This is a genomic window from Bacillus sp. EB106-04-04-XG123, from assembly GCF_058791855.1.
Genome location: NZ_JBYTDZ010000003.1, coordinates 82,451 through 100,033 on the forward strand (window position 1 = coordinate 82,451; position 17,583 = coordinate 100,033).

24 protein-coding genes are annotated in these 17,583 nt (G+C 41.1%); 8 read left to right on the forward strand and 16 right to left on the reverse strand.

Annotation, left to right across the window (positions count from 1 at the left end; all coding sequences use genetic code 11):
* Nucleotides 1–133: 133 nt before the first annotated feature.
* Nucleotides 134–1,519 carry a S41 family peptidase gene (locus AC3WTB_RS10780; protein WP_268474792.1) on the reverse strand — a complete coding sequence of 462 codons (1,386 nt, stop codon included), beginning with the start codon at nucleotides 1,517–1,519 and terminating at the stop codon, nucleotides 134–136.
* 150 nt (nucleotides 1,520–1,669) lie between these two features.
* Here AC3WTB_RS10780 and AC3WTB_RS10785 point away from each other — a divergent pair, with 150 nt between their 5' ends.
* Nucleotides 1,670–2,368, forward strand: coding sequence for a class I SAM-dependent methyltransferase (locus AC3WTB_RS10785; protein ID WP_492333716.1), 699 nt, complete (start codon nucleotides 1,670–1,672; stop codon nucleotides 2,366–2,368).
* A gap of 92 nt (nucleotides 2,369–2,460) precedes the next feature.
* Nucleotides 2,461–2,712 (forward strand): hypothetical protein, encoded by a 252-nt coding sequence (locus AC3WTB_RS10790; protein WP_268474789.1) that lies wholly within the window; start codon nucleotides 2,461–2,463, stop codon nucleotides 2,710–2,712.
* A gap of 50 nt (nucleotides 2,713–2,762) precedes the next feature.
* On the opposite strand, the gene AC3WTB_RS10795 is transcribed toward AC3WTB_RS10790, so the two are convergent.
* From AC3WTB_RS10795 to AC3WTB_RS10815, 5 genes are all read right to left on the reverse strand, one after another.
* A complete protein-coding gene (locus AC3WTB_RS10795; RefSeq protein WP_268474788.1) occupies nucleotides 2,763–3,593 on the reverse strand; it encodes a M15 family metallopeptidase in 831 nt (276 codons plus the stop codon).
* 68 nt (nucleotides 3,594–3,661) lie between these two features.
* Nucleotides 3,662–4,357: a purine-nucleoside phosphorylase gene (deoD, locus tag AC3WTB_RS10800; protein WP_012010274.1), complete on the reverse strand. Its 696-nt coding sequence runs from the start codon at nucleotides 4,355–4,357 to the stop codon at nucleotides 3,662–3,664.
* Nucleotides 4,358–4,469: 112 nt separating this feature from the next.
* Nucleotides 4,470–4,787, reverse strand: a complete 318-nt coding sequence (locus AC3WTB_RS10805; protein ID WP_039179333.1) for a YodL domain-containing protein — start codon at nucleotides 4,785–4,787, stop codon at nucleotides 4,470–4,472.
* Between the two features lie 54 nt (nucleotides 4,788–4,841).
* Entirely contained in the window at nucleotides 4,842–5,450 is a 609-nt protein-coding gene (locus AC3WTB_RS10810) for a phosphatase PAP2 family protein (protein ID WP_492333717.1), read from the reverse strand.
* A gap of 48 nt (nucleotides 5,451–5,498) precedes the next feature.
* Entirely contained in the window at nucleotides 5,499–5,669 is a 171-nt protein-coding gene (locus AC3WTB_RS10815) for a YozD family protein (RefSeq protein ID WP_064497481.1), read from the reverse strand.
* Between the two features lie 119 nt (nucleotides 5,670–5,788).
* Between AC3WTB_RS10815 and AC3WTB_RS10820 the strand changes: the two genes are divergently transcribed.
* Complete coding sequence (locus AC3WTB_RS10820) at nucleotides 5,789–5,923, forward strand: hypothetical protein (protein ID WP_492333718.1); 135 nt, start codon at nucleotides 5,789–5,791, stop codon at nucleotides 5,921–5,923.
* On the opposite strand, the gene yodN is transcribed toward AC3WTB_RS10820, so the two are convergent.
* The 7 genes from yodN to cgeC form a co-directional block, all read right to left on the reverse strand.
* A complete protein-coding gene (yodN, locus tag AC3WTB_RS10825) occupies nucleotides 5,920–6,600 on the reverse strand; it encodes a germination protein YodN (RefSeq protein ID WP_039179337.1) in 681 nt (226 codons plus the stop codon). The genes AC3WTB_RS10820 and yodN overlap by 4 nt on opposite strands.
* Before the next feature lie 144 nt (nucleotides 6,601–6,744).
* Nucleotides 6,745–6,969, reverse strand: a complete 225-nt coding sequence (locus AC3WTB_RS10830) for a YozE family protein (protein ID WP_024422709.1) — start codon at nucleotides 6,967–6,969, stop codon at nucleotides 6,745–6,747.
* Between the two features lie 79 nt (nucleotides 6,970–7,048).
* The gene (locus AC3WTB_RS10835; RefSeq protein WP_012010281.1) at nucleotides 7,049–7,330 is read right to left on the reverse strand and encodes a YokU family protein; all 282 of its coding nucleotides are present in this window, start codon (nucleotides 7,328–7,330) and stop codon (nucleotides 7,049–7,051) included.
* A gap of 2 nt (nucleotides 7,331–7,332) precedes the next feature.
* Nucleotides 7,333–8,733 carry a lysine 2,3-aminomutase gene (gene kamA, locus AC3WTB_RS10840; RefSeq protein ID WP_151284360.1) on the reverse strand — a complete coding sequence of 467 codons (1,401 nt, stop codon included), beginning with the start codon at nucleotides 8,731–8,733 and terminating at the stop codon, nucleotides 7,333–7,335.
* Nucleotides 8,734–8,850: 117 nt separating this feature from the next.
* Nucleotides 8,851–10,227, reverse strand: a complete 1,377-nt coding sequence (locus tag AC3WTB_RS10845; RefSeq protein WP_492333719.1) for a sigma-54 interaction domain-containing protein — start codon at nucleotides 10,225–10,227, stop codon at nucleotides 8,851–8,853.
* Between the two features lie 144 nt (nucleotides 10,228–10,371).
* On the reverse strand, nucleotides 10,372–11,667 hold the full coding sequence (locus tag AC3WTB_RS10850) for a glycosyltransferase family 2 protein (RefSeq protein ID WP_492333720.1): 1,296 nt from the start codon (nucleotides 11,665–11,667) through the stop codon (nucleotides 10,372–10,374).
* Nucleotides 11,668–11,684: 17 nt separating this feature from the next.
* On the reverse strand, nucleotides 11,685–12,005 hold the full coding sequence (gene cgeC, locus AC3WTB_RS10855) for a spore maturation protein CgeC (protein ID WP_041085753.1): 321 nt from the start codon (nucleotides 12,003–12,005) through the stop codon (nucleotides 11,685–11,687).
* Between the two features lie 207 nt (nucleotides 12,006–12,212).
* Here cgeC and AC3WTB_RS10860 point away from each other — a divergent pair, with 207 nt between their 5' ends.
* Nucleotides 12,213–12,614 carry a hypothetical protein gene (locus tag AC3WTB_RS10860; protein WP_268465529.1) on the forward strand — a complete coding sequence of 134 codons (402 nt, stop codon included), beginning with the start codon at nucleotides 12,213–12,215 and terminating at the stop codon, nucleotides 12,612–12,614.
* A gap of 15 nt (nucleotides 12,615–12,629) precedes the next feature.
* A complete protein-coding gene (locus AC3WTB_RS10865) occupies nucleotides 12,630–13,592 on the forward strand; it encodes a CgeB family protein (RefSeq protein ID WP_058838904.1) in 963 nt (320 codons plus the stop codon).
* 29 nt (nucleotides 13,593–13,621) lie between these two features.
* On the opposite strand, the gene AC3WTB_RS10870 is transcribed toward AC3WTB_RS10865, so the two are convergent.
* Nucleotides 13,622–14,344 carry an acylneuraminate cytidylyltransferase family protein gene (locus AC3WTB_RS10870; protein WP_492333721.1) on the reverse strand — a complete coding sequence of 241 codons (723 nt, stop codon included), beginning with the start codon at nucleotides 14,342–14,344 and terminating at the stop codon, nucleotides 13,622–13,624.
* A 251-nt stretch (nucleotides 14,345–14,595) separates the two neighbouring features.
* On the opposite strand from AC3WTB_RS10870, the gene AC3WTB_RS10875 reads away from it, so the two are divergent.
* The gene (locus AC3WTB_RS10875; RefSeq protein ID WP_492333722.1) at nucleotides 14,596–15,624 is read left to right on the forward strand and encodes an SDR family NAD(P)-dependent oxidoreductase; all 1,029 of its coding nucleotides are present in this window, start codon (nucleotides 14,596–14,598) and stop codon (nucleotides 15,622–15,624) included.
* Nucleotides 15,625–15,675: 51 nt separating this feature from the next.
* On the opposite strand, the gene msrB is transcribed toward AC3WTB_RS10875, so the two are convergent.
* Together msrB and msrA are read right to left on the reverse strand one after the other, a co-directional pair.
* Nucleotides 15,676–16,107: a peptide-methionine (R)-S-oxide reductase MsrB gene (gene msrB, locus AC3WTB_RS10880; RefSeq protein ID WP_024422719.1), complete on the reverse strand. Its 432-nt coding sequence runs from the start codon at nucleotides 16,105–16,107 to the stop codon at nucleotides 15,676–15,678.
* A complete protein-coding gene (gene msrA, locus AC3WTB_RS10885) occupies nucleotides 16,107–16,640 on the reverse strand; it encodes a peptide-methionine (S)-S-oxide reductase MsrA (RefSeq protein ID WP_024422720.1) in 534 nt (177 codons plus the stop codon). The genes msrB and msrA overlap by 1 nt, the downstream gene beginning before the upstream one ends.
* Before the next feature lie 138 nt (nucleotides 16,641–16,778).
* On the opposite strand from msrA, the gene AC3WTB_RS10890 reads away from it, so the two are divergent.
* Together AC3WTB_RS10890 and AC3WTB_RS10895 are read left to right on the forward strand one after the other, a co-directional pair.
* Nucleotides 16,779–17,210 (forward strand): MarR family transcriptional regulator, encoded by a 432-nt coding sequence (locus AC3WTB_RS10890; protein WP_007500780.1) that lies wholly within the window; start codon nucleotides 16,779–16,781, stop codon nucleotides 17,208–17,210.
* A gap of 54 nt (nucleotides 17,211–17,264) precedes the next feature.
* Nucleotides 17,265–17,525 (forward strand): hypothetical protein, encoded by a 261-nt coding sequence (locus AC3WTB_RS10895; protein ID WP_024422721.1) that lies wholly within the window; start codon nucleotides 17,265–17,267, stop codon nucleotides 17,523–17,525.
* The last annotated feature ends 58 nt before the right edge of the window (nucleotides 17,526–17,583 follow it).

A 17,583-nucleotide genomic window follows, 5' to 3' on the forward strand; every position in this document is an offset into this window, starting at 1 on the left:
TCAAAAATGAAAGTATGCTTACTTTCACTACCATGAATTTTAAAAGAAAGCAAACTAGACATGGAAAGAACCTGTTCAGCATAATGTTTTTATACAAACTTAAAGCAGTCCCCTGATGAGGACTGCTTTTTCTTTATTTCATTTCTTTTTTCAAGACCTCAATGGCTTTTTTCATTTGTGTATCGTTGTTCTTTAACTTATCTTGGATCTTTGTCATCAGAACGGTCGTTGTATCTCCTGTCAGAATACCGTCTGCCTTTAAATCGTTGTCTGTTTGGAAGCTTTTGACGATAGACTGGAATGCTTGATCGTACTCACCGTTTGCTTTAGCTTTGTAGCCGAGCGCTTGGAACATTTTTTGAGCAGCTTTGACTTCATCTCCATTGTCCTTTAGCTCATACGATTTTTTCGGGCTTAAGTACGGCAGCTTTGCATAACTTGGAAGAGCTGCTTTGACCTGTGGTTCGATTCCTTTTTTGTGAATCCAAGAACCGTCTGGAGTCAGCCATTTTGCAATGGTTAACTTGACACTAGAACCGTCATTATAGTTTTGCGCATTTTGAACAGTTCCTTTGCCGAACGTCTTTTCACCCACAATTTGAATGCCTGAAGATTGGTGCAGAGCCGCCGCCATGATTTCAGCAGCGCTGGCTGAGCCGCCATTTACAAGAACAACTGCCGGCTGATGGACTTTGCGTTCTTTTTCAGCCTTGTACACTTGTTTCTTCCCTTTTTCTTCAACCTGCATAATGACTTTCCCTTTATCGATAAAGTCATTGCTCATTTCAATGGCTTCTGTCATAATGCCGCCTGGATTATCTCTTAGGTCAATGACAAAACCTTTCGCCCCTTTTTTCTCGAGGTCATCAATTGCTTTATCCAGCTCTTTCGATGTAGTTTCAGCAAAGGACGTAATTTGGATTTCTCCTATTTTGTCTTTTGTGAGTTTGGCATACACCGTTTCAAGCGGAATCGTGTCTCTTGTGATGGTCACATCTACATCGCCCACTCCTTGACGGTTGAGATGCAGCTGGACATCCGTTCCTTTTTTTCCTCTAATGAGAGAGACTGCTTTATTGACCGACATTCCTTTGGTGCTTTTTCCATCCACTTTTAAAATATGATCATGAGGTTTCAAACCAGCTTTTTCAGCAGGAGAGCCTTTAATCGGTGCGACAATTAAAATTTGTCCATCCTTCTCTTCTACTTGTGCACCAATTCCTTCAAATGATGAAGAAATGGTGTTGTTAAATCCTTCGGCTTCCTCCTGATCCATATATGTAGAGTATGGATCATCAAGTGATGCAATCATTCCTTGGATCGCACCATCTACTAGTTTTTGATCATCCGTTTTTTCGTAATACTCATCCTTTACCTTCGTATACGCAGCCATGAGTTTACTAAACTTCTCGTCTCCAGAGACGCTGACAGCACCTTGTTTTGTGATCACAAATGTAATCGCAGAGGACAGTGCAGCAGTCACCAGAATGGCTACCACGAACTTCATTTGTTTTTTCAAAAAAACACCACCTTTATCTCCTTTCATTATTATCAAGGACGATGCTTCATCCGTCAACCAAAGGATCAACTTCTACTTGAAAAGATAAGCCATTTGCTCCTTTATTGCATAATCTTTAGAGAGGAACAGGATAAGGAAAGAAGGGATGATATGAGTGATTATGTAGAAATGCTTGCCTATTTTGGCGTATCAGGTGCCCATCCTGGCGGAATTGAGTTAACAAAAACGATGATTGAGCATATAAAACTGCCGCCTCATGCACGTATACTGGATGCCGGATGCGGTACAGGACAGACGGCCGCCTATTTAGGAAATATAGGTTATCAGGTGGAGGCCATTGATACGCATCCATTGATGATTGAAAAGGCGAACCTGCGATTCAAGCGTGAGGAACTGCCAACCCGCGCCTTAGAGGCATCCATTGAGCAGCTGCCCTTTCCAGATCAAGCGTTCTCTCTACTCATCAGTGAATCTGTTTTAAGCTTTACCAAGCTGCCTGCTGCACTTGCTGAGATCAAACGCGTCCTTGCTCCTGGCAGTCAATTGATTGCAAATGAAGCTGTGTTAAAAGCCCCTCTTACACGTGAAGAGATGGCAATTGTTCGAGATTTTTACGGTTTTCACTCGCTCTTGTCGCTTGAAGAATGGAAGGAGCAGTTAACAGCAGCTGGCTTCCGTGACATTCAGATTCTCTCATTCGATGAACACATGGTGCAGGAGGAACCAACAGAAATGGAATTATCTGAACACATACCACCTTCTCTATACGAGACGCTGCAAACACACTACGATCTCATTCAAGCACACCGAGAGCAGCTAAGTCACATTCTATTTGCATGTACCGTATAAAATGAGCGAATCTCCTATATGTTTTGTCCAAACTCTATGAGGTCTCTCGCATAGGATAAGAGTGAAAAGAGTTTGTCATAAGGAGGAAAAACATGGAGCGCTATCACAAGCTTTGTCAGCAGCACATGGGGAAAGTCGCTAGAATCACAGATCGTAACGGCAAAGTACATGTCGGACGCATTGAGCGTGTGACAAACCGCAAAGTTTATATTCGTCCAGTCGGCGGGTCTCGCGGGGGCTTTGGCTTTGGCTATTGGGGCGGATATTATGGCTGGGGTGCAGCTTATGGCATCGGACTCGGTTTCATTACCGGCTTCGCATTAGCAGGATTGTTCTTTTTTTAAAAGAAGAATAAAAGAAGGCCTCCCGAATAACTGGGAGGCCTTTTACTTGTTTAGATTTTCTTTACTTTGTTCATGTATTCTTCAAATGTTAAATCGTGATCATGCATCGCTTTTGCGGCTTCTTTTCCCACATATCGCAAATGCCACGGCTCATATTCGTATTTCGTAATGTCTTCTTTTCCTTTTGGATAACGGATGATAAAGCCATATTTATAGGCGTTTTTAGCCACCCATTTGCCATCTGGTGTTTCACCAAACTTTTCAGAGATCTCAAAGCCGGCACTTTTTGAGGAAATGTCCATGGCAAGACCTGTTTGATGTTCACTTTCCCCTGGTAAAGCAACTGCTTCTTGTGCTTTTTCTTTGCCTTTTAATTTGACCTCACTATCAAAAATGACTTTTTGACGATCATAGGAGCGATAGCCAGATACTGCAGCAAGCTCGAAGTTTTCCTTTTTTGCACCTTTGAATAACTTCTCAAGCGCTTCCGCTGCTTCTTTGCGAATATATCGCTTTTCAATATCTTCCGAAAAAGAGAATTCTACTTTTGGCACAACGAGATCAGAAGGTTTATAGGTTCCTGGCAATGCATAATCTTTGTTGACAAGTGCTAGCACATTTTCAGGATTTTGAATGGTTTTTAGACCACTCACAACCTTGATGTCATTGAAATATTCACTCTTTAACGTCAGCTCTTGATTCGATGAATCTGCCTTATCGTTTGAGTTGTGCTGGGGAGATGAACTTGCTGCGTTTTTTTGTTCGTTTGTTTTGTTTGATTCAGATGTACCGCTTTTTTGATCCAGCAACTGGCAGCCTGATAGTGCGGCTGTCAAACCAAGAATCGATGCGATTGAGAGTATTTTGTAGCTTTTCTTCATGACATACCTTCCTTTTGCTCTTCTAAAAAAATAAAGATGCGCTACATAGTAGCACACCCTTTATACTATTATAAAACGGAGTCTAGCGCAATTAAGATCATTTCATCAAACGTTGTTTGACGCTCTTCAGCCGTTGTTTCTTCTCCTGTTAGAACATGATCACTCACTGTCAAAATGGATAACGCTTTTCGATCAAATTTAGCTGCAAGAGAATAAAGAGCGGTTGTCTCCATTTCGATTGCTAGGATACCATATTGAGCCATGAGCTCAAGTGGTTTTTCATTGTAAAATTGGTCTGCTGTAAATACGTTTCCGACACGTACAGCGACATTTTTTGCTTCAGCAGTGTCGTACGCTTTCTTGAGCAAACCAAAATCAGCGCATGGCGCATAATCAATCGGTCCAAATGCCACACGGTTCATCTGTGAATCTGTTGATGATGTCTGCGCTAAAATGACGTCACGTACATTGACATCCCTTTTGATAGCTCCGCAAGATCCAACGCGAATTAAGTTTTGAACATCATAGCTTTGAATGAGTTCATTCACATAAATTGAAATAGATGGTACGCCCATCCCAGTGCCCTGTACAGAAACACGCTTTCCTTTATAGGTTCCAGTATAGCCATACATTCCACGCACTTCGTTATAGCACTCAACATCTTCTAAATATGTATCTGCAATATATTTCGCACGAAGCGGATCGCCTGGCAGCAATACCGTTTCTGCAATTTGTCCTTTTTCTGCTCCAATATGTACACTCATTTTTTAGCCTCCACTTACGTTTACTATGTATTTTATCCTATTTATTATAAACGATAGAGCTTAAAAAAGAAAATACCAGCTGGATCTCAAGCTGGCATCATTCATCATCTATTTAGCCTATCGTCATTAGTCGTTCACTGCGTTTCCATCCTGCCGGAGAGAGCTGATAATAGCACTTCCCCTTTTTTCTATCATCAATCACAACAATATCGCCAGTTGTGATAAACCGCGCATTGTAATCATTAGGGACTGTATCATGTACATTAAATGTCGAGAATGCTTTTTCCAGTACATCAAGGTGTGTTCTGCCGCCAATCTTTGTCCGGTACACAGGCTGATGCCCACTTGCAGCACCATATTCAGGTGTTTGATAAATGGTTAAGTGAAATGCTGAAGGTTTCTTTTGAAAAAATCTCAACGTCAATTGCATTCAAATCCCTCCCCTTTTATATAAAATTGGCTGGGATCTGTCAATTTCCTTCTTCTATTTTTGTCGAATGACAGGCAATCTTTCGTCAATCTTTTTACAAATAAGAAATAAAGCGAGTCCTATCGCAAAGCCTCCAGCGACATCTGTCAAATAATGCACGCCAATATACATCCGGCTGATGCCGATGACTAGGACGCCCAGTCCTGTGAGCAAATAGACGATTTTCTGTCTTTCTTTCAGCCATGGAATCATCTCAACTAATAGATAAGCCATAAAAGGATAGATGGAGGCTGCATTCATCGAATGTCCACTCGGAAAGCTGTAATACGTTTCACCTACAAGGTGATCAAAGGCCGGACGCTCTCTAGCAAACAACCCCTTTAATTCATGATTGATTGTTTTTTCTGTAAGATATAATAGAAAAAGCATCATGATAGAGTAGTAGCGCTTATACATAAACAATACCACACTAAAAATGAGCATGATTGGAACGAGCAGCGCGCTGATGCCAAGGTCCGTCAAAGCCAGCATGACATCATTTAAAAAAGGGAGTCTGATGCTTTCAAACCATAAGATGATCTGGTTGTCCAAATCTTGAAAAGCCCCAGATACCATGAGCGCAGCAATGGCGCCAAATAAAATGAAAAGAAATAGGATGTACACGCGAAGGATTCCCCTCCCTCTCTTCAGAATCTCTTCAAAGTATAGTGCCTACCACGCCTCTTCTTCAACTATCATTGCTTTTTTCAGCATATATTCAAATGTAATGTCAGCCAGCTCAAATGTTTCAAGCTCAGCAGGTATGTACCCTCTTTTGATCAGCTCCATGTAGAAGAACTCCGCAATTTCCTCTGTATCAATCACCAAATCTGCTTCTTTCATTGCATTCCGCCTCCTTTTTTATGATGTATGAACGCCAGCTGTTTTTTATTACAGTTTGTCATAATGGCTCATTCCATACATATAAATGCAGTAAACAAAAAGAAAAGGGGCTTGAAGCAATGAAATGGTTAAGCATATTAGATGGAGAAACTTATGATCAGGTGATGGGCCGTATCTTGAGGGGATGGTTTTATGTGATTGCATTTTTCTGTGTGCCTTATTTTTTATTCGTGTTAGGACAAGTCTTTCTTTAACCAAAATGTTCGTGTAAACTTTCCAAAATAAAATCCATCATATCCTTATATTCTGGATCTTTGAAAAATTCGTAGAGAATTTTATAATCGTTATAAATATCAAGAAGCTCATCCACTATAGATACAGCGAGAAATTCAAGTGAAGCTTCGCTTTCTTGTTTCTCTTCTAGCTGCAATAGAGCCGTTTGAACCATATCTTCTTCTAACTCTTTTGAGGTTTCTCCGACGTAATGCACAAAAAGAAGCTGATGAACAAACTGATCCATCTCATATTTCCTTAGGACAAGCGTTAAATCTTCCTCTTCTGTTTCCAGCCACTCTCCGTCTTTCAGCCTCGTAAGTTCGTAAATGACATCCTCCCAGCCATCTTCAAGGTAGCGCCAAATTTCAGTCCGATGACCGATGATTTTAAATAGCTCTTTTCCGTAATCTTTTACATATACAACATCGCCAATGAGGAACTCATATTCAATGTCCAGCTTTTCTGTATCGACAATCACCCCGCTATACTCATCGTAAAGCTGAAGTGATGTTTCAAAATAAAGCACCTCATTATGATTGACCTCATATAAATAGTGCTGGTCAATTTGATGGACTTTTGTAATCGTTCCGACTGTGCCGTACATGACAACGACGACAATATCCCCTACTTGATATTTTGGTGCTTTCGCCTTCATTCTGTCTCCCCCTTGCCCGACTTTTGGTCTTAACGTATCGTATGCCGGCGCAAGGAATTCTGCATGGGCAACCACACCATGCAAAACGCCATTTTATTTCTCATGAAAAAACCGCTTCTCCCATATGGAACAAGCGGTTGTGTGTTATTTTTTTTTGACTTCTACTTCGTATTGCTCAAATGCTTCGTCAAATGTTGTCATTGAGCTTAAATAATCACCATTTAATTCTAAATAAGCACACAGCTCATGATAATCTGTGGAAGCTTTAGGAAAGCTGTGATCCTCATACGCAGCATTTGCAAAATGGCTGATTTCATCTTTCGGTTTTGGATGTCTGAACTTCATTAAATAATGGTAAAACGACTTCACCTGTTTTTCCCTCCGCGACACACTATTTTGTTGTTATATTATACAGTAATTTGATGACTTGTATAGGCGGAGGTACAACTTATGAAGAAAAGTCAAAGTAATTTCGCTTTAATAACCGCTCCATGCTCATTAATTCTTCATAGGAGATTTTTTCTGGAAGTTTTGTCTGGTCCACTAAAATTAATTGATCTTCAATCTCTTTGACCGTCTCATCCTTTTGATAGGTCATACCGCAGTGCGTGCAGGAGATGGACGGCGTTTCGATGATTTCAATTGATTGTGTGCCCGTGATCAGTTCCCAATAGACTGTTGTCTGCTCAGCATTTGCTTTGTTTTCCTCACACCAATCACATGTCAACAAGGCTATTTCTCCTCCTTCACGGTTTGTTCTTTTTTGAGCTGCGCTTGATATTTCTTCTCTTTTAATTCATCCCGTTTTTCACGTTTGTTTTTGAGTGTGTCATGCTCAGGATTTGTCTCATATGCTTCTCTACGTTTCATTCGATTTAAATTCTCAGGCGTAAACGATCTTGCTTCATCCTCAAATAGTGCGGTAATACCAATTGCTAGTTCTTGTTTTTCTTCATAAATTTCATTGAAATACGCATCTGCCTGGCCTGCGACGTAATGCTCTGGTTCTGGATAAGAGGTAATGACACCTTCAAAGTTACGAAGGACGACTTTGTCAGGGCTTTGCGATAATAAATAATTTGGCTGTAAGGCAATTTTCCCTCCGCCTCCTGGCGCATCTACCACAAAGCTTGGCACTGCATAACCACTCGTATGTCCTCTTAAGCCTTCGATGATTTCAAGCCCTTTTGATACCGGCGTTCTAAAGTGGCCAATGCCCTCAGATAAATCACATTGATAAATATAATATGGTCTGACCCGAATCTTCACAAGGTCGTGCATCAGCTTCTTCATAATCGGCACACTGTCGTTAATACCTGCAAGGATGACGGCCTGATTCCCTACAGGGACACCGGCATTCACAAGACGTTCGCACGCTTCTTTTGCTTCTTTTGTAATTTCAATACTTGTGTTGAAGTGAGTATTCAGCCAAACTGGGTGATATTTTTTCAATATCTCGCACAGCTCATCTGTTATACGCTGCGGAAAGACAACCGGCGCGCGGGTTCCAATCCGAATGATCTCAACGTGCGGAATGTCACGTAAGTTTTTCAAAATGTATTCAAGCACTTGATCATTGATTAACAGCCCATCTCCGCCAGAAATTAATACGTCCCGCACCTCAGGTGTTTCTCTAATATATCCAATGGCAGCATCTAACTGCTTTTTCGGCACACCCATACCAATCTGACCGGAAAAACGTCTTCTCGTGCAATAGCGGCAGTACATCGAGCACTGATTTGTCACAAGAAACAGCACGCGATCTGGGTACCTGTGTGTGAGCCCCGGGACAGGTGAGTCCTCATCTTCATGCAGCGGGTCTTCCAGATCATATTTTGTTTTATGAAGCTCTTCTGCAATTGGCACAGATTGCATACGTATTGGACATCTTGGATCGTCTGGATTCATCAGTGAGGCATAGTAGGGTGTAATGTTGAGTGGAATGGTTTTGGTGGAAATCTTCACCCCTTCTCGTTCCTCTTCTGTTAAGTTTACGATTTTTTCTAAATCCTCAAGCGTTTTCACGGTATGCGTCAGCTGCCAAATCCAGTCGTTCCACTTTTCCTCAGGTACATCCTTCCAAAGCTCAATGTCCTTCCAGTGACGTGCCGGTTCATACAATTTCTGATTCATATCCATTCCCCCTATCAGCATTCACTTTATACTATGCAAGTTATGTGCCAACATGGGAAAATGCCCCTATTCTTTATAAAAGGAGCTTTACCCGTCATATTCAATTGGATGCTGTGCCTACATTTCGGCATCTGCATATTTCTTCAGTTTATATTGCAGCGTTTGTCGAGGGATTTTTAAGGCGGCGGCGGTTTTTTTAATATTCCCATTATGCTGATGTAAAGCTTCTTGAATCAATGTTTGTTCAAATGAAGACACTTGATTTTTTAAGGAGGATTCAGATGTTTCCTTTTTCAGCTTTTGCTCACGTAAATGAGCCGGAAGGTATAGAGGGGTGATCTCTTCCGCTTCCTTTGGCATCATCAACACGGCATGCTCTATCGTATGTTTTAATTCTCTAACATTCCCAGGCCAGTGGTGCGCCATAAACAATCGTTCCGTTTCTTCAGAAAGGCGTGTGACGTTTTTTGAAAACTGCTGATGATAGGTTTGAATGAAGTGGCGGGATAGCAGCGTGATATCTTGCTTTCTCTCACGAAGCGGCGGAATATGAAAAGATGATACATGCAGTCTATAAAATAAATCTTCTCTTAAAATTTGCTTTTTCACTGCTTCAAATGGGTCCATATTGAGCGCAGTAATGAGCCGAACATCCACTTGAATGGACTTTGCATCACCGATGCGGCGGACAACGCCATCCTCTAACACACGTAATAATTTCGTCTGAAGCGTGAGCGGCATCGCTTGGAGCTCATCAAGAAAAAGCGTGCCCCCATCAGCCAATTCGAAAAGTCCCTTGCGATCAATTGCGCCCGTATAGCTCCCTTTGACAGATCCAAACAATAGACTTTCAAGTAATGTTTCTGGGAGTGCTGCGCAGTTTTGCGGAATAAACACTTGGTTTTTTCGGTCAGATTCATGGACAATGGCCTGAACAAGCACTTCTTTTCCTGTCCCTGTTTCCCCATAGACAACAACTGATGACGGATAAGCAGCTGCTTTTTTTGCCCTTTCAAGCATTTCTTTTAAAAGCGGATCATTTGTTAAAAATGAAGCAAAATCATGCATTTGTTCTACCCCATCCACGTCATATGTTCGCTTTTTTTGATCTAAACGATTGGAAAGGGCTGACAGCTTGGATACATCTTTTGCGACTTCGACCGCACCTATTAACTCGCTATCTTCAATAATAGGCAATGTCGTGTTCACTGTTTCAATTCTTTCTCCGTTTTTATTCAAATAGGTTTGCAGCGAATGATAAATGGGCTTTCCTGTTCTCAATACATGCATGAGCGTACTTGTTTTTTCAGTTAAAGAGGGATACACATCAAGGATGTACTTGCCAATCACCTCTTCTTTTTGTAAACAGTCAAACTTAGCGGCATTATGATTGTAAAAAATCGTCATCCCTTGATCATCTACAACGTGAATGGCTTCATCGATGGCTTCTAAAATTAATTCAAACCAATCTGCTCTTTCGACAACTTTCCCCATTCTTTCCCCCTCACTTTCAGTGCCAAAAAACCGGCATCAATTGCCGAGTTTTCAGCGGCTTGATCATTTCTAAATGCTTCCCTGTCTTTTCAAGTTTCGCTTTTTCCTTTCTACTTCCTGCAAAAATTTTAAAAAGCACCCCTCTTATGAGGAGTGCTTTCGCCCGGATGTTTGATAAAGAGACATATCGAATTCTTGCAGCGATTCCCTATACAGCGGCACAATCGGCTTTCCTTCCTGAAATAACGTAAATTGGGACGGGTACAGCTTAATCGGCTGATGATAAAAAGCAAACCGCTTCACCACCTCAGGATCAATACGGCAAAAGGCATGATGCACAAGTAAATAAACATCTTGTTTCCATTTAAACAGCCGCCTGTTTGGCGGACTGAATACAGGAGAAACTTTGATGATATCGCCATCCTCAAATGCTTGAAGCTGGTCATTTGAAATCGTATAGATCTCCTTTGGGTGAAACTGAAAATATTGCACGTCACGTTTTGAAGCAAACCTTCTTTTTTTCTGTTTTTCAATATAAAAGAACGTTTTCCCCTGATCTGCGGTGACGACTGTATAATTGGGTACTGATAGCTTCTCTTTTATTTCATATTTCATCTCACATAATAGCGGAACACGGATCGCACGCCTGTTCTTTTCATTGATCCAGCGCTTTTCAATTCCATGAAGTTTCCCGTCTGCGATTTGATAATAATCCCCTTCTTTTTCAATGATCGTTCCGTCAATTAAATCATACGGCATACTCGAAAACTGATGATGAAAGGAATGGGGCGTTTTATACGTTGTATCCAGTACAGCTTTTAATGGAAAAAACGAAGCGAAATGATTCAGCCTCATCCAAAAAACAGAATCTGCATGATGCCAGTGCTTTGGCTCATCATCCCAATATTGTCCGTATTTTTCATGAATCAGTGGAAGCAAGCGGCTTCTGTGCATGACCGAACAATGGTCCACTTGAAAGGACGCATGCTCTAAGATTTGATCTGCTTCTCGAACAAAACTCATCGTTTCCACTAAATGCTGATTCACATGCACGACCCGCTGCGAGGAATACACAATATCTATATGAGGCTTCGACCGAAAAACATCCACCATTTTAAGCAAACGATCTTTATGGTACACGGTATCATCGGTTAAATAACAAATGAGCTCACCTGTTATACGGGTTAATGCATCATTAATAAGCGTCGCATATCGTGCGGTTAACAGCCGTTTTGCCGGATGAACCGTGTGCGAATACAGCTGAATGCGTCCATCACTCAAATAGGGCTGGATCTTTTGAATGGTGCCCTGTTCTGAGCCATCATCCATAATCAAAAGCTCCCAATGCGGATACGTTTGTTCTACCATACTCTTTAACACACGATCAATGAAATCTGGTTTATTGTAGCTTGTTAAAATCACCGATACTTTCATGATCATTATCCTTTTTGATTAGTTTAAAATGCCCCCCAGCTGACAATGTTCACAAAAGGAACACTCACTCTTAGCTGATTTGTCGCGTTTTTAAAGACCGCGACCGTATCAAACAATTGCACGACAACCACGTTTTGAAGTACATCTCCATTGACCAAATGAACACGCGGCACTGGAATGCCAAGCTCAAGCCATGGACGAAGTAATTCTTTGATGTCTGACACATTCTCTTCCTCACTTTCTTCTAAAAGGCGAAGAAGAAGTAAAATCAAGATGACTTCAAGCACTCCTTCCGACTCTAGTAATTCTTCGTTCCAACCATCTAATAATTGTTCAAATTCCATTCATAATCCCTCTCTCTTCACATTTAATCTTTACTAGAGTATGAGCGCCACTTCATTTAGCCTCAGCATTTGAAAACATTTTTAAAAATGTGTGAAGTGATTAATTGAAAAAAAGAATCAGGAATCAGCGTTCTGCTTATGCCAAAAAAAATGAACGGCATATACATAGTGGTGAGTTTGAATTGATGAAGAAAGGATGGGGAAAAAATGAGCGACAAGCGTGCTGAATTAAAAAAAGAACTATTGAAAGTGTTTTTCAAACCAATTACTCATGCATTAACAGCTAATCTCGAAGAAGGAGGAGTTCAAGTGGAAGAGAAATTGAACGATTTATTAAGTGAAGTGGCAGCTGAGGCATCACCTTCAGATTCTGCTACAACACTCGATGTATCTCAGCCAGCAAGATGGATCTTTGCAAGACTTGCACCAGGAACAGTCATTAGTATTGTCACTGACTCAGGAGATTTAATTGGGCCAGTTCAATTTGTATCATTCGATGCTTCAACAGGTGTTGTATTTGTTACACAAGAAAGCTCTGTCACACCTACCGGCTCAGCAACGACTCTTTTAGATGTAGATAAAGTTGAAAGTGTTACATTCACATCTTAATGTGAGAGGGTCATCATGAAGCTTCTTTATATCAGTTCTGGCTACGGCGGAATCTATCACATGTTTGATCAATGGGTAGAAGAAAGCTTCATTGATTCCCCCTTTTCATGTGTAAAGATTGATAGAGAATCTCTACCCACTAACATGCACAAAATCCGGACATTTTCTCCGGATTTTGTTTTGATGATGATCGGTGATCATGTTCCGAAAGATGTACTTCATCAATTCAAACAAGAAAAAATCCCGATCGTTCTGTGGATGACAGAAGATCCCTTTTATGCAGATGTATCAGCTGCTTGCGCACGTGATGCTCAGCTTATCTTAACGATTGATGAAGGGATTTTGCCATTTTACAAACAATTAGGCGCCGAAAATACACACTACTTTCCCATTCCGACAAATACACGTGTCTTTCAGAAAAATGAATCGCCAGATGAGATGTGCACGTTTGACATTGCACTCATTGGCTACCCTTATCCCAACCGAATCAAAGCCATCGATACACTCTTAAAGCAAAACAAATGGCGTATTCTCGTTGCAGGTAAGGAATGGCACCGTCACTTAAATAAATCACGCAGACATTATCGTGATTTCACCCTTATAACGAATTGGCTGAGTCCTCAGCAAATGGCGGACATCTATCAGCAGACAGCGATTGTCCTGAATCCGCATAGGCCGTCTCAATTTGTATATAACAAAAATAAAGCCATGATTCAAAATATGAGCCTCAATAACAGAGCATTTGACATTGCTGCAACTGGAAGTTTTCAATTGACGGATCTACATCCGCCGCCTACTTTTTCAAGCTTTGCTTTTTACAAAGATGAGGACGATTTGATCAAACAGGTGGATTACTATGGGTCAAATGCAGGTGAAAGAAAGGCGGCCGCACTGAACAACTACGAGCAAGCCGTTCGCTGGAATACATTTGATACGATGCCGCAAAGGCTTTATGAAATCGTAAAAAGCGCCCTATAACTGGGCGCTTTTTCTTGTTGAAGGTTAGCTTATGCATGATCTTCTGCATCTCGGCGAGCCAATAAGACGTGCTCTGCCTTTTTCCGGTCCGCCTCCTGTTTCACCACAAGCGACCGCGTGTGATCCATCATATATGCTCCGACAGATCCTTCTAAAAAGGAATGAATGCATTCTTTGACATAATGAGCATGAAAAGCATATACCGCACCATTTAGCCGGCCATACTTATATGGCTGCTCATGCTTTGGCATGAAAAAGTAATGATTGTCCTTATATAAAGTAGCTTCATTGTTTTCATGCAGTGTCCAAGTTTCATTTGGGTTTTCTAACGCCTCTGTAAAAGATGCGGTGCAGTCATATCCCCCCTCCACTAAAAGCTGCAAGCACTTCTCGATATCTGCCGTCTGTCTTAGAGGAGACGATGGCTGCAGATATAGCACAATATCAAAGGTTTTCCCCTCCCGCTCTAAATAAGCAAGCGCATGCTTCACAGCTAACAGCGACGGCGTTTGTTCTGTTACATGTGTACTTGGCAGTTCAATCACATTTGCTCCGTAGTGAGATGAAATGATTTGCGTATTGACATCCTCTGAGGAGACGATGACTTCATCTAACTCAATCATTTGCAAAAGCGGCTGAATGGTCCAATAGATAAGCGGCCGCTCTGCCAATATGCGTATATGTTCATCATGCTGGCCGTCGGTACTTCTGAATGCAGGTATCATGGCTAAAATACGATTTCCCCTATACATGTCTTCTCTTCTCCCCTCGCGCACAGCTCCCTTACCATTTTCTTCTCTGACCGAGCTGATCGCAGTACTGAAGTATTCAGGTCTCTCGTTTTTCTAGTTAATCTCTTATCTCTCCATATTCTATTAAGACGGTAAGCAGATGGTTATAATTTGTTCACCTAATTTATACATGAAGTGGTTCTTTTCCTCAAACGAATGCCGCTCTTTCACATATGATGCAAAGTAGAGAAATGAGAGTTGGGGGATTAGATATGTCCAATCAGATAGAAACGACTTTGAAGACCTTTTTTCGTGACAAGACGATATTAGTTACAGGCGGTACAGGATCCATCGGCCGGCAAATCGTGAATAAATTAACAAGCTGCTCTCCAAAAAAGGTAATCGTCTTCAGTAAAGATGACAGCAAACAATACATGATGAAAAATGAGTACACAGATCATCCAGAGGTCGTATTCGCTTTAGGAGATGTCCGGGATGCAAGCCGCGTGAGACAGCTCGTCAAAGGTGTGGATATCATTTTTCATGCAGCGGCCTTAAAACAAGTACCCACTTGTGAAGATAATCCGTTCGAAGCCGTTCAAACGAATATCATCGGCGGGCAGCACGTCATTGAAGCCGCCCTCGAACATGAAGTGAGTCATGTTGTCAACATTTCAACTGACAAAGCAGTTTCTCCGACTAATGCCATGGGTGCAACAAAATTAATTTCAGAAAAACTATTTTCCCAAGCAAACGAAAGTATTCCGAATCAAAAAACCAAGTTTTGCTCTGTACGCTTTGGCAATGTGCTTGGATCTAGAGGTTCCGTCATTCCGATCATGCTCCAGCAGCTATTAAATGAAAAACCTTTAACCGTGACTGATCCTCATATGACACGTTTTTTTATGTCCATTGAAGAAGCTGTTTCCCTCACACTTCAAGCAGCAATCATGATGAAAGGCGGCGAAACCTTCATTCTCAAGATGGAGTCCTTACAGCTTGCCGATCTCTTAAAAGCATTTCATGAATATGCCGCCCAAATCAATGCTAAATCTCCAGATATTCTCGTTGTCGGAAAAAGACCTGGCGAGAAGCTTCACGAGGAGCTCACATTCCCGCACGAAGCAGATGCACTCTTTGAACATGAACAATTTTATGCCATTTTACCGAGACCACATTTGCACCCTTCCTTTCAAAAAGTCGACTTAACGAATTACACCTCAAAAGAAGCACCGCTCATTACAAAAGAAAAGCTGTTCACCATCATCGAACAATTACATCATACACATCATAAAAAATAAAAAATCGTCACACGGAAGCAAATGCTTTCCATGTGACGATTTTTAAATGGATCAATCAAATAGATGTTTCAAATCCCCGTAACCTTCTTTTTCAAGATCATCCTTTGGGATAAACTTCAAAGCGGCTGAGTTAATACAATACCGAAGACCGTTTGGCCCTGGTCCATCAGGAAAAACATGGCCAAGATGAGAATCAGCTGTTTTGCTGCGAACCTCTGTCCGCACCATTCCATGGCTCGTATCAACCTTCTCTGCTACTTCTTCCTCTTCAAGCGGTTTTGTAAAACTTGGCCAGCCGCAGTGGGCATCAAACTTATCTAAAGAAGAAAACAACGGCTTTCCTGAAATGATATCCACATAAATACCTTCTTCTTTATGATCCCAAAATTCATTTTGAAATGGCGGCTCTGTGCCATTATTTTGCGTGACTTCATACTGCATGCGGTTTAATTCTTTTATACGCTTTTCTTTTTCATTTGCCATTATTTATCACTCCAATGGGACTCAATAAAACCGGCTCTGCCCGAACCGACATGATATCGTTCGTAGTGCATTTTGTTTTTCTTATAATAGTGCTGATGATATTCCTCTGCTGGATAAAAAGGACCTGCATCTAAAATTTCTGTCACGATTGGCTTTTTGAAAATGCCGCTTTGGCTCAGCTGCTCTTTCGATGCTTCCGCTAGCTTTCGCTGCTCGTCATGATGAACATAAATACCAGTACGGTAAGATTCTCCTCTATCACCAAATTGCCCGCCATCGTCTGTTGGGTCTATTTGCTGCCAATACAGTTCTAGCAGCTTCTCATACGGGAACACGTCAGGATCAAACGTAATTTGAACCGCTTCTCTATGTCCCGTTGTATTTGTACATACTTCCTCATAGGTCGGATTCACTGTATGTCCGCCAGTATACCCTGATTCAACTTTGATAATGCCCGGCTGTTCATCAAAAGGTTTAACCATACACCAGAAGCAGCCTCCTGCAAATGTGGCTAATTCTTGTTTTTCAGACATATTAGTGCCCCCTTCATTTAAAAAATGGTATCATCATATTATAACATGATAAAAAATAATGAAAATGATACGACTTGTATACCTAAAATAAAAGAAAGCATTCTGTCGTATCTTTAAAATATAATGGGGGTTTAATGATTGGAACAAAGAAAACAAATGATGTACGAAATGGACACTTTACTGAGAACCGTATTTAAGCAGATCCGTTATGAAATTAACAGCCTGCTCGAAAACGAATTATCTCGGAATGAATTTCTTATTTTAAATCTGCTCCGTGAGCAAGGTGCAAAAAAAGTAACGGAATTCGCTTCCATTCTTGGAGTGTCAGCAAGTCATATTACCGCTGTGACTGACACACTCGTAGAAAAAGGCTGGATTACCCGTATCCGTTCAAAAGAGGACCGCCGCATCATCAAAATCCACTTAACCGATAAGGGTAAGGAAATTACTGAGCATTTTGAGAAAAAGAAAACAGAATACTTTATGGAGCGATTTGAGTCATTTGATGACGAAGAACTCAAAACGATGATCAAATTATTTAAAAAGCTGGATAAAAGTCAAAAGGATTAAGCATAGATTTTAGCGCTTAGGACATGCTACGGATAAAAAGAGGTGGAATGAACCATGACAAGCCCTTATCTTTGTCCAAACTGTAAAACAAACAGAACGCGCTTTAATCTCATTGAGCAGCTTTCAGAACCTGTCAAGCTAGATCCAGCGACAGGAGCAGTTGTTGAAAGATACGAAGGAGAGCAGCTGTCTCCTTTTCACTTGAGCTATCAAGGTCCTCAAATGAAAGTCCAGTGCGGCGTTTGTGGTTTAATTGAGGATGAAAAAACGTTCATTAAACTAGCTGAATATCATCAATATTCTTCTCCTTCTTAAATGCCGGCCTGACGAAATACGTCAGGCTTTTTTCTTTGCTTCTTTTGCCTATACAGAT